The following is a 10,499-nucleotide window of genomic DNA, read 5'->3' on the forward strand; positions in this document are numbered from 1 at the left end:
ATGTTATGCATACGACACGTGGAATAATATGAAAAACCAAAACAAAAAGTCAGGTTCCTTTTTTGCGGAACCTGACAGTAGATGTACTTACTATGAGGATAGGTTATTCTGATTCTTCCTGTTCTAATTTAAAATCATTTTTATAAGCTTGAGGCACTGTTTGAACTGCCAAAAAATATGCGTCAATGTAAGTAGCTCCAGTGACTACGTTCTCGGTAGGTTCACCATTTATGATGATACGGAAGGTTGGCATAAAACAACCCCCTTTCATTGTTAGTCTAGTTGATAAACATGCTTTTATGCAAGGTTTTTTTAATGCACTGCCCTGCTGCTGCTATGTTAAGGAATAAAAAGAGAGCCCGAAGGCTCTGAAAAGACAAGCTATAAGCATTTATGTTTATTTTTTTCTAAATAGGTTTCAACTGTGATTACTAGAGCTAGGAAAATAACGAAGATCAGCAACGTTATTGCTATCCCAGTAATCATTGCTCGCACCTCCTTATTTAACTAATTCTGTTATCTTAATTATACAATAGTTGTCTTTGTTTCTCAATATTCAGACATTAAAAAAACAGCTATTTACACTCCAACCTGAATATTTTACCCCCTAGCGGTAATCATAAGAGAAACGATTGGAGGTAAATATGAAGTCTGTTATTTGGATGAGTAGAGATATGCTGGAGCAAATAGTTGATTCCAATGGGGAGTATGTATTGACTAAGGCGGGTACGACACAGGTAACTCAGCTTGGACAAACGGTAACAGAAGCTAAGGAGAAACTTAAGCGTATTGGTAGGGCAGATATCGTAACGCAACTATACTAGGGCCTTCGGGCTCTTTTCTTATGCCCAAATTTATGGCTTCAAGTAGGCGCCAATCTAAACGGCGCCTTTTATTATGTTTAAAATTGATGCTGACTGGAATATATTGATCGAGTGGTATTAGTGACACACCACACTACTTTTGGCCAAGATAGAAAAACCAGGGCTGGCGCTCACCAATCACGGTAAGCACTAGCTCTGGTTTTATTGTACGCGGCCACGGACGGCTGTAGGCGGGCAACCGATACGCCAGATTTACATTGTAGCAGGAACATGTTTAAGAAATATATTGACAATAAAGGGGGTAAGCAATAATGAGTAAATATTTTTCTGAATCAGAATTAGCCTGCAAATGCTGCGGACAACTACCAGCCGGCGGTATGGGCGAAAGGTTGTTGCAGGTGCTTGACGCAATCCGCGAAGCCGTAGGCAGCCCGGTATCACTGTCTTGTGCGTACCGCTGCCCTGAACATAATGCCGAGGTGGGTGGCGTACCAAACTCTTACCACATTCAAGGCATTGCCGCTGATGTTTTAGTGCCGGACGGAATGAGTGTAGACGAATTAGCAAGTATCGCCGAACAATGTGGTGCTAAAGGAATTGGCCGCTATTACAGCCAGGAATTTGTTCATGTTGATACCCGGGGATATGAGGCGAGGTGGGAAGAATGATTAACACAGACTACATCAAACGATACACCACAGCCTGATGGTGAAAACTACTACATGCAGTTTGATAGTTATGAGGACTATGCCGAGTATTTTGGCAAGTACCTCAAGTATTACGAAGAAAACGGTATCTATAATTCCACTTGTATTGACGACTACATCGTTGCACTTAAAAACGGCGGCTACTTCGGTGACTCGTTGGAAAACTATCTTGCCAGCGTTAAACAGATTTACGCCGAGAATTTTGCATAAAAATAGCGCCGCAATAGCGGTGCTTAATGGTAGGGGGTGGAGTATGTGTGGTAAGATCAGTCCTCGGGAAGCCGAAATAATCACCCGGCGGCTTTAAAATCATTTAAATAAATTTTTCAATAAGTCGTTTATTTTCGCGGGCTTGTAGTACAATATAAAAAGTGTTACAGTTAGGACAAACCCCTTCCCTGCGAAGGGGTTTCCTTATATACTAATATATATTGAGATGAAAACTTTCAGTCTATGGAGGTATTACGTGGAATACAAACACATTGAACAAAGCCGTATACCAGCCTGCACTCTTGATGAACAATTATTTCGCAAACTATGGGATATTTTTAACCAAGACGGAGAGTTCCTCTGGCATGCTGCTGTTGGAACCGGCGACGACCTCCTAGGAAAGAAAGAAGAACGGTCGACTCAGAACGTACAGAGTTTAGAAGAGCTGATTGGTTTTGCGAAAAAGTTGCCTCACATTGATCAAATTTCCCTGACAGTCGAAGTACCAGACAAAGGCACTATGGCCCTGGCGCTCCAAAATTTTGTTCCTATCAGCGGTAAGCTGATTGTCAGCGGTCAAGAAGAAGCGTGGGTAAATGAGCGGTTTGATGCCTGTTTAGCGCTGTTCACTGAAAGAAAAAAAGATTTTAACACGCTGATCTATACCCGGCTGGGTTTCGGTATTATTCAAACAGCCATCCCGCTTAGCAGTATGTTTATCTTTGTCATGCTGGCAGCCGGCTTGCTTATTCCCAGTGAAATTAGACACAGTCAGTGGCTTTGGTGGATAACGGCAGCCACTGTTGTTATCACACTGCGCCTGGCCTATACGGTGTCAGATAAACTTATCCTTTATTGCATGGAAAAGTACCCATATATAAAGTGGCAAGAGCGATAGCATAAACGCCTTTCCTGATGCATACATACTAGTGTAGCTGCGGAAGGAGGGGGACATATGATTATCAACTTGCGCCGCCTGTTTTATCACCGGAACATTTTTTACAGCATCATTGGCCTGTTTGCAATATCGGCTTTGTATGTGCAAGTGACTGATGTAATTGCCGGCGGTCCGATTGCTATTGCGGGGACTCGTACTGACCAAAAAGTGATAGCGCTTACCTTCGATCATTCTTGGGGAAATAAATTTACACCATCGATATTAGATACATTACAGAAAAATAACATTAAGTCGACATTCTTTATTATGGGGCCATGGGCTACGAAGTTTCCGGAAGTAGCGCAGCGCATTGCGAAAGACGGGCATGAGGTAGCCAGCCATGGTTACCGGCACGAAAACTATGGCGACATGTCGCCCGAATGGGTAAAAGAAGATATTACGAAAGCCCATGCTCAGATCAAAGAAATTACCGGTGTAGAACCCCGGCTACTGCGGCCGCCTAATGGCCACTACAACCAGAAGTCGTTAAAAGCTACTGATGAACTTGGGTATAAAACCATCATCTGGAATGTGGATTCATTGGATTGGAAAAACCCCGGGCGGGATGTAATTGTCGAACGAGTAATGAAGCGGATTAAACCAGGTGCGATTATCTTAATGCATGCGTCTGATACTCCCGTGCAAACGGCCGAAGCGTTACCTATTCTTATTGAGCGGATCAAGGCAGAAGGATATACTTTTGTTACTGTTGGCGAGCTTTTAGAAAAGTATAGCGATAAAGGGATACAAAGACATTAGAAGATAGGCCAGGACTAAGAGTGAGATTGCCACGCTACCGCTGCAATGCTTGGTGGGCTAACCATTGTCATTGCGAAGGGTGTGAAGTGATTTCGCTCTTATATTTATTTAACTTGCCTGCAGGAATTTGGCGATATATAGCGAAACTGATATGATTGCATAAAGTCCCAGATTTATGCCGATAACTAAAATTGCCGGCAGCTATCTGAGTGCTGGCTGTAAAATCAAGATGGTTTATGGTTGCTTACCCGGTGGGACAATCCGGCTTGGTCGTAAAGTATGACGCCTGTCGGTAATTGATAGGTAAGCCGCTTAAAATATGTCGTGGAGCAGACAATGATACAAGAGAAACAAGTCAGATTGGGTCATATTGATTTTATAAATTGTCTGCCGTTAGCTTACGGTCTTAGACAGGGTGGCTTGGGGCAGGGGCTTGATATTGTGGCAGGGCCACCGTCCATGCTTAATCAACTAATCCTTGAAGGTCAACTGGACGTAAGTCCGGTTTCATCGATTATTTACGCCAACAATTGCGATAAATTTCTGATCTTACCTGATGTATCAATAAGTGCTAACGGCTTTTTGCAAAGTATTCTTCTGGTCTCTAAGCGGCCAATTAACGAGCTTAAAGGCGCTCGTGTAGCGCTGACAGCTAAATCGGCAACTTCACACACTCTGCTTAAGATCATTATGGAAAACGCTTATCATGTTACGCCTGAGTACTTTGTTAGCTCAGCCACGCGGCAAACTGAGGCGCTGACAGAAGCGGAAGCTGTGCTGTTTATTGGTGATGATGCCTTGTATACATATCATAATCAGGCAACTGGTTACTACTATTATGATATGGGCCAAGAATGGCGTAAACTTACCGGACAAGCTATGGTATATGCTTTATGGGTGGTGAGAAGAGAGTTTGCTGCCGAACAGCCAGGGTTGCTTCGTACGGTATATGAGCGGGTCGCTGGCGGCTTCGCTCACGGCCTTAATAATCTGTTGACAGCTGCCAACACGCTGGATAGTAAAGCACCATTTAACACTGAACAAATCACGACTTATTTACAACTACTAAATTATCAGTTGACACCAGACCAGCAGGCAGCACTTGTTACTTACTATAAACTAGCCTATGGCTTACGCCTTATAGAGCATGTGCCCAGTCTAAATTTTGCTGACGTGGGTGTCCGGTCAGCAGAAAGAGACGTTGCTGAAAGAAGTTACGAGTAAGCCTTAATTCAAATAGCGCTAATTAGAGGAGGATTCTACATATGACGACAGGAAAACAAGAAATGATTTTAGTCATGGATTTTGGCGGCCAGTACAGCCAGCTAATTGCCAGACGAATCCGCGAATGCGGAGTTTATTGCGAAATAGTTCCTTTTAATACCAGTATTGACAAAATCCGCCAGATGGCACCTAAGGGCATAGTTTTTTCCGGCGGCCCATCAAGTGTGTACGGTGAAGGCGCACCCAAATGTGACCCGCAGGTGTTTGAGATTAACTTGCCGGTATTGGGGATTTGTTATGGTATGCAGCTGACAGCCCACACTTTGGGCGGCAAGGTGGCGCACGCTACTTCACGCGAGTATGGCAATACCCGTCTGTTTGTCGATAAAAATGACGGCGTATTTACAGAAGTCAATGCAGAAACTCAAGTCTGGATGAGCCATGGTGACTATATTGCCGAACCACCGGCTGGTTTTTCTATTACAGCACATACCAACAGCACTCCAGTGGCTGCTATGGAAAATAGTAACCGGGGTATATACGGCGTGCAGTTTCATCCGGAGGTAGTACATACTCCTGAAGGGATGAAAATGCTTAAGAACTTCTTATTCAACGTATGCGGTTGTGCCGGCGAGTGGAATATGGGCTCTTTTGTTGATCAGGCTATTGCCAAGATTAAAGAGCAAGTGGGAGATAAACGGGTATTGTGCGCGTTAAGCGGCGGTGTTGATTCATCAGTTGCCGCAGTGTTAGTGCATCGGGCTATAGGCGATCAATTGACCTGTGTATTCGTTAACCACGGCTTCTTACGCAAAGGCGAGGCCGAGCAGGTTGTTAAAACTTTCCGTGACGGCTTTAAAATGAATTTAGTGTACGTCGATGCTGTTGACCGCTTTATGGCTCGCCTGGACGGCATAACTGAGCCTGAACAGAAACGTAAGATTATTGGCGAAGAATTTATCCGTGTGTTTGAAGTTGAAGCCGCTAAATTAGGTGATATCGACTATCTGGTACAGGGTACGCTTTATCCTGACGTTATTGAAAGCGGTACAGCCACTGCTGCCGTTATCAAGAGTCACCATAACGTAGGCGGTTTGCCTGAAGATATGAAGTTTGAACTGATCGAACCGCTGAGAGACTTATTTAAGGATGAAGTTCGTGCTTTAGGACTTGAAATTGATCTGACTGAGGATATCGTTTATCGCCAACCTTTCCCTGGCCCAGGCTTGGCAATAAGAATCATTGGCGAGATTACCGAAGAACGACTGGAAATTCTCCGCGAAGCTGACTCTATAGTGTATCAAGAGATTAAACTTGCCGGTTTGTACCGCAAGGTTTGGCAATCGTTCGCCGTACTGCCGGCGATGAAGAGTGTTGGCGTTATGGGGGACGAGCGGACGTATGCGTATACGGTTGGCCTTAGAATTGTTGAAAGCGAAGACGGCATGACGGCTGACTGGGTACGCCTGCCGTACGAAGTCCTTGATGCAATCTCACGGCGTATTGTTAATGAAGTAAAAGGTGTAAACCGGATTGTTTACGATATTACCTCCAAACCACCTTCCACAATTGAATGGGAATAAGCTAGAATGTAAAAATTATGGACGGCTGTCAGCCGTCCATAATTTTTTTTCCAGAATAGGAGGAAAAAAAACACTGTGTGTTGAATAGACTGTTATTAGAGTATGCTAATTAAAGTAAAACGCTTATTTAGTATATACCAATAAGACCTTAAGGAAGATAAAAGGCTAGTGTCCAAATCGTAGATATTTTATTGATTAACTAAGTATAATAACTAGAAGAATTTGGCGAATTAAGTATGGGGGAGGGGGGAGTGGTTATCAGTCCAGCTAATCATGTACCAACAGTCTATATTCTGTCAGATTCAATTGGAGAAACCGGTGAGCTTGTAGTTAGAGCGGCTGCCAGTCAATTTGACAATGTTCGGATAGACATCAGGCGCAAACCCCACCTAAGCTCAATCGAAGAAGTAGAGTATGCCTTAAGTGAAGCGGCGCAAGCCGGCGCTGCAGTTGTCTATACGCTTGTACGGCAGGACTTAAAGGCTTATCTACAGGAAAAAGCGGCTAAACTTGGCATACAAACTGTGGGGATTATGGATCCGGTTATTAGCGCTTTAGCAACAATTACTGGTTTGGTGCCGCGAAATGAACCTGGCCTTATTAGAAAAGTTGATCAGGCCTACTTTGCCAAAGTAGAAGCGATTGAATTTGCTGTAAAATACGACGACGGTAAAGACCCGCGAGGCCTGGAAAAAGCTGACATAGTAATCATCGGGGTATCGCGCACCTCCAAAACACCGCTATGCATGTATCTGGCCCATAAAGGGATCAAAGCCGCTAATGTGCCGCTAGTCGTCGAAGCACCACCGCCAGCTGAACTTTTTAACTTGCCGCTGAACAAAGTGATTGGCTTAACTATTAAGCCTGGTGTTTTGCAGGAAATACGGAAACAACGGTTAAAATTAATGGGCTTATCGATAGAAACTGACTATGTACACATGGAGAAGATTCAAGCTGAATACGAATATGCCTGGTCGATAATGCGAAAAATCGGCTGCACTGTTATCGATGTGACAAACAAATCGGTAGAAGAGGCAGCCGCCAACATTCTGGATATTTATCGGAAAGGGGTAGTGACGCATGTCTAAATTTGTTTATCTGTTTAAAGAAGGTCGGGCTGAGATGAAGGCCTTATTAGGAGGTAAAGGTGCCAACCTGGCGGAAATGACCAATATTGGTCTGCCTGTACCGCCTGGAATGACCATTACCACTGAAGCATGTACCGAGTACTATCGCTTGGAGCGCAGATTGCCGGAAGGCTTGATGGATGAAGTCAAACGCAACTTGAGTGTCGTTGAGGAACAGGCAGGTAAAAAGTTTGGTGATCTTGCTAACCCGCTCTTGGTATCGGTGAGGTCAGGTGCGATGTTCTCAATGCCAGGTATGATGGATACCATCTTGAATTTAGGACTTAACGAAGACACTGTTCAATCGGTAGCTAAAAATACAGGCAACCTTCGCTTTGCCTATGATGCCTATCGTCGCTTTATTCAGATGTTTAGCGATGTTGTGTTGGAGATTCCCAAATATGAGTTTGAAGATTTACTGCATAACCAAAAAGACGCGCAAGGCGTAAAATACGACCAGGAACTTACTGCTGAATCGTTACGTAAAATTATTGATAACTACAAAAAATTAGTATTAGAACGAACTGGCCGGCCCTTCCCGGAAAACCCGCTTGAACAGCTGACTTTGTCTGTTGAGGCAGTATTCCGTTCATGGAATAATGACCGGGCCATAATATATCGTAATCTTAATAAAATTGATCATGACTTGGGAACCGCGGTAAACATCCAATCCATGGTATTTGGCAATATGGGCAATGACTCAGGTACCGGCGTAGCCTTTACCCGCAACCCTTCGACTGGTGAAAACATATTATATGGCGAATTTTTAACCAATGCTCAAGGCGAGGATGTTGTCGCAGGTATTCGTACTCCGCGGCCCATTGCTGAGCTAAAGGAAGAGATGCCTGAGCTGTACAACGAGTTTGTCCGGATTGCCCGGCTCCTGGAGAGCCATTATAAAAATATGCAGGATATTGAATTTACCATTGAACGTGGACGCCTATATATACTCCAGACCCGTAACGGCAAACGGACGGCCCAAGCCAGTGTCCGTGTTGCTTATGAGCTAGCTCAGGAAGGATTAATAACAAAGCAACAGGCACTTCTTCTTGTAGATCCCGGGCAGCTTGATCAATTGTTACACAGGCAAATTGACAGTCAGGCTGAGCTTAAGGTTATTGCAAATGGTTTGCCGGCATCGCCAGGTGCAGCTTCCGGTCAGGTGGTATTTGACTCTGATGAAGCTGAACGTTTGGCTAAGGCTGGTAAAAAAGTATTGCTAGTGCGTACTGAAACTACTCCGGATGACATTCACGGCATTGTTGCTGCCCAGGGTATTTTAACAAGCAGGGGCGGGATGACCAGTCATGCAGCCGTAGTTGCCCGCGGTATGGGAAAGCCATGCGTCTGTGGGTGTGAAGCCATTCGAATCGATTATATAAAGGAAGAGTTTAGTGTAGGCTCTATCGTAATTAAGAAAGGGGAACTTGTCTCAATTGACGGTGCTACCGGCCGGGTAATTTTAGGTCAAGTACCTATGAAAGATCCGGAAATCTCGGCTGAATACACAACCTTACTAAATTGGGCAGATGAAGTAAAATCCCTTGGAATACGTGCCAACGCTGATACCCCGGAAGATGCTAAAAAAGCGCGCGAGTTTGGTGCTACCGGCATTGGTTTAGTCAGAACAGAGCATATGTTTATGAGACAGGATCGGTTGCCTTATGTACAGCAAATGATTCTGGCTGAGACACTGGAAACAAGACAGGAAGCATTGTCTTATCTTCTTCCGATGCAAGAAGGTGATTTCTACGGCATATTGCAAGCAATGGCAGGGTATCCAGTCACCATTCGCCTGCTGGACCCACCGCTGCATGAATTCCTTCCAAGCCTTGAAGAATTGCTGATAGAAACCACTGAACTAAGAGTAACAGGACAAAACCCTGCTCTGCTGGAAGAAAAATTGCAATTACTGAAAAAAGTGCGGAGCCTGCACGAATTCAATCCTATGTTAGGGCATCGCGGTTGCCGGCTGGGAATTACTTTCCCGGAAGTTTATGAAATGCAAATGCAAGCTATATTTAATGCTACGGCAAGACTAACGCAAGAAGGATTAAAAGTTTTGCCAGAGGTTGAAATTCCATTGACTATCGATGTAAACGAAATGAAATTCTTTAAAAAGAGAATTGATAACATTGCTGAAGCTACAATGGCAAGCTATAATGTTAAATTCCACTATTCTGTTGGAACTATGATTGAAATGCCGCGGGCTTGTGTTGTAGCTGACGAACTAGCAGAATACTGTGATTTCTTCAGCTTTGGCACTAACGACCTGACTCAAACAACCCTTGGGTTTAGCCGGGATGATGCGGAAGGCAAATTCTTACCGCACTACCTCGAAAGAAAAATCTTAAAAGAGAACCCGTTTATTGTTATTGATCGTAAAGGCGTTGGCGCCCTTATGGACATGGCTGTTCAACGCGGACGCAAAACCAAACCTGATCTAGAAATCGGAATTTGCGGTGAGCATGGCGGCGAACCATCTTCGATTGCGTTCTGTCACCAACTAGGGCTAAATTTTGTTAGCTGTTCCCCTTACCGGGTGCCAATTGCTAGGTTAGCTGCTGCTCAAGCCGCTATTAGTGAAGGCGAGATTATTGGAACTAGGTAGTACAGTTTTGAAAACAATAACATACCTCCAGGTGCGCATGATCCGTGCACTTGGGGGTATATTATTCCCAACAATTACAAAGAATAAGTTTATTGACATGGCCTTGGATTATGTGATACTATAAATAAGTCGCTAATCGGTGCGACAAAATATTCCAGAATAACTGGTTTATACCGGCTTCTTGGAATAAACCGATAACAAAAAATATGTTGACACGATGAAATAATCGTGATAACATATAAAAGCTGTCGAATTCAGCAGCATTGCGAATGCGACAACACAATATGCAGGTCGTTCCCTGAAAACTGAACAATGTAAAGTAATGCATCATAAAATGCCAGATGTGCGTTGTGCTACTTGTAGCACAAACAAAACAATTTTTTTTGATTTAATGAGCCGATAAACGGCTTCAATAAATACACTTTATTGGAGAGTTTGATCCTGGCTCAGGACGAACGCTGGCGGCGTGCCTAACACATGCAAGTCGAACGGAGTATTCAGCAATGGATACTTAGTG

Annotated in this window: 10 protein-coding genes and 1 rRNA gene; 10 read left to right on the top strand and 1 reads right to left on the bottom strand. The window is 44.0% G+C overall.

Translation table 11 applies throughout. The features are described from left to right. Nucleotides 1-103 precede the first annotated feature (103 nt). Nucleotides 104-253 carry a hypothetical protein gene (locus VN447_RS01730; RefSeq protein WP_325522175.1) on the bottom strand — a complete coding sequence of 50 codons (150 nt, stop codon included), beginning with the start codon at nucleotides 251-253 and terminating at the stop codon, nucleotides 104-106. A gap of 391 nt (nucleotides 254-644) precedes the next feature. On the opposite strand from VN447_RS01730, the gene VN447_RS01735 reads away from it, so the two are divergent. The 10 genes from VN447_RS01735 to VN447_RS01780 all read left to right on the top strand — a co-directional run. Beyond that, the gene (locus VN447_RS01735) at nucleotides 645-824 is read left to right on the top strand and encodes a hypothetical protein (RefSeq protein ID WP_325522177.1); all 180 of its coding nucleotides are present in this window, start codon (nucleotides 645-647) and stop codon (nucleotides 822-824) included. 311 nt (nucleotides 825-1,135) lie between these two features. After that, entirely contained in the window at nucleotides 1,136-1,492 is a 357-nt protein-coding gene (locus VN447_RS01740; protein ID WP_325522179.1) for a YcbK family protein, read from the top strand. A gap of 54 nt (nucleotides 1,493-1,546) precedes the next feature. Further along, the gene (locus VN447_RS01745; RefSeq protein ID WP_325522181.1) at nucleotides 1,547-1,741 is read left to right on the top strand and encodes a hypothetical protein; all 195 of its coding nucleotides are present in this window, start codon (nucleotides 1,547-1,549) and stop codon (nucleotides 1,739-1,741) included. Nucleotides 1,742-1,997: 256 nt separating this feature from the next. Then, the gene (locus tag VN447_RS01750; protein WP_325522183.1) at nucleotides 1,998-2,639 is read left to right on the top strand and encodes a hypothetical protein; all 642 of its coding nucleotides are present in this window, start codon (nucleotides 1,998-2,000) and stop codon (nucleotides 2,637-2,639) included. A gap of 57 nt (nucleotides 2,640-2,696) precedes the next feature. Further along, nucleotides 2,697-3,437: a polysaccharide deacetylase family sporulation protein PdaB gene (gene pdaB, locus VN447_RS01755; protein WP_325522185.1), complete on the top strand. Its 741-nt coding sequence runs from the start codon at nucleotides 2,697-2,699 to the stop codon at nucleotides 3,435-3,437. Between the two features lie 336 nt (nucleotides 3,438-3,773). Continuing rightward, nucleotides 3,774-4,661: a menaquinone biosynthesis protein gene (locus tag VN447_RS01760; RefSeq protein WP_325522187.1), complete on the top strand. Its 888-nt coding sequence runs from the start codon at nucleotides 3,774-3,776 to the stop codon at nucleotides 4,659-4,661. A 41-nt stretch (nucleotides 4,662-4,702) separates the two neighbouring features. Continuing rightward, entirely contained in the window at nucleotides 4,703-6,244 is a 1,542-nt protein-coding gene (gene guaA / locus VN447_RS01765; RefSeq protein WP_325522189.1) for a glutamine-hydrolyzing GMP synthase, read from the top strand. Nucleotides 6,245-6,495: 251 nt separating this feature from the next. Continuing rightward, complete coding sequence (locus tag VN447_RS01770; RefSeq protein ID WP_325522191.1) at nucleotides 6,496-7,332, top strand: pyruvate, water dikinase regulatory protein; 837 nt, start codon at nucleotides 6,496-6,498, stop codon at nucleotides 7,330-7,332. Then, complete coding sequence (gene ppdK / locus VN447_RS01775) at nucleotides 7,325-9,982, top strand: pyruvate, phosphate dikinase (RefSeq protein ID WP_325522193.1); 2,658 nt, start codon at nucleotides 7,325-7,327, stop codon at nucleotides 9,980-9,982. Before VN447_RS01770 ends, ppdK begins: the two co-directional genes overlap by 8 nt. A gap of 423 nt (nucleotides 9,983-10,405) precedes the next feature. Next, nucleotides 10,406-10,499, top strand: a 16S ribosomal RNA gene (locus tag VN447_RS01780); the annotation flags it as partial.

This window comes from Sporomusa sp. (genome assembly GCF_035561155.1).
In the GTDB taxonomy this organism is placed as follows: Bacteria; Bacillota; Negativicutes; order Sporomusales; family Sporomusaceae; genus Sporomusa.

Excerpts from the sequence above, each read along its gene's own strand:
- VN447_RS01730 (WP_325522175.1), bottom strand. The coding sequence starts at position 253 with ATGCCAACCTTCCGTATCATCATAAATGGTGAACCTACCGAGAACGTA.
- VN447_RS01735 (WP_325522177.1), top strand. The coding sequence starts at position 645 with ATGAAGTCTGTTATTTGGATGAGTAGAGATATGCTGGAGCAAATAGTT.
- VN447_RS01740 (WP_325522179.1), top strand. The coding sequence starts at position 1,136 with ATGAGTAAATATTTTTCTGAATCAGAATTAGCCTGCAAATGCTGCGGA.
- VN447_RS01745 (WP_325522181.1), top strand. The coding sequence starts at position 1,547 with ATGCAGTTTGATAGTTATGAGGACTATGCCGAGTATTTTGGCAAGTAC.
- pdaB (WP_325522185.1), top strand. The coding sequence starts at position 2,697 with ATGATTATCAACTTGCGCCGCCTGTTTTATCACCGGAACATTTTTTAC.
- VN447_RS01760 (WP_325522187.1), top strand. The coding sequence starts at position 3,774 with ATGATACAAGAGAAACAAGTCAGATTGGGTCATATTGATTTTATAAAT.
- guaA (WP_325522189.1), top strand. The coding sequence starts at position 4,703 with ATGACGACAGGAAAACAAGAAATGATTTTAGTCATGGATTTTGGCGGC.
- ppdK (WP_325522193.1), top strand. The coding sequence starts at position 7,325 with ATGTCTAAATTTGTTTATCTGTTTAAAGAAGGTCGGGCTGAGATGAAG.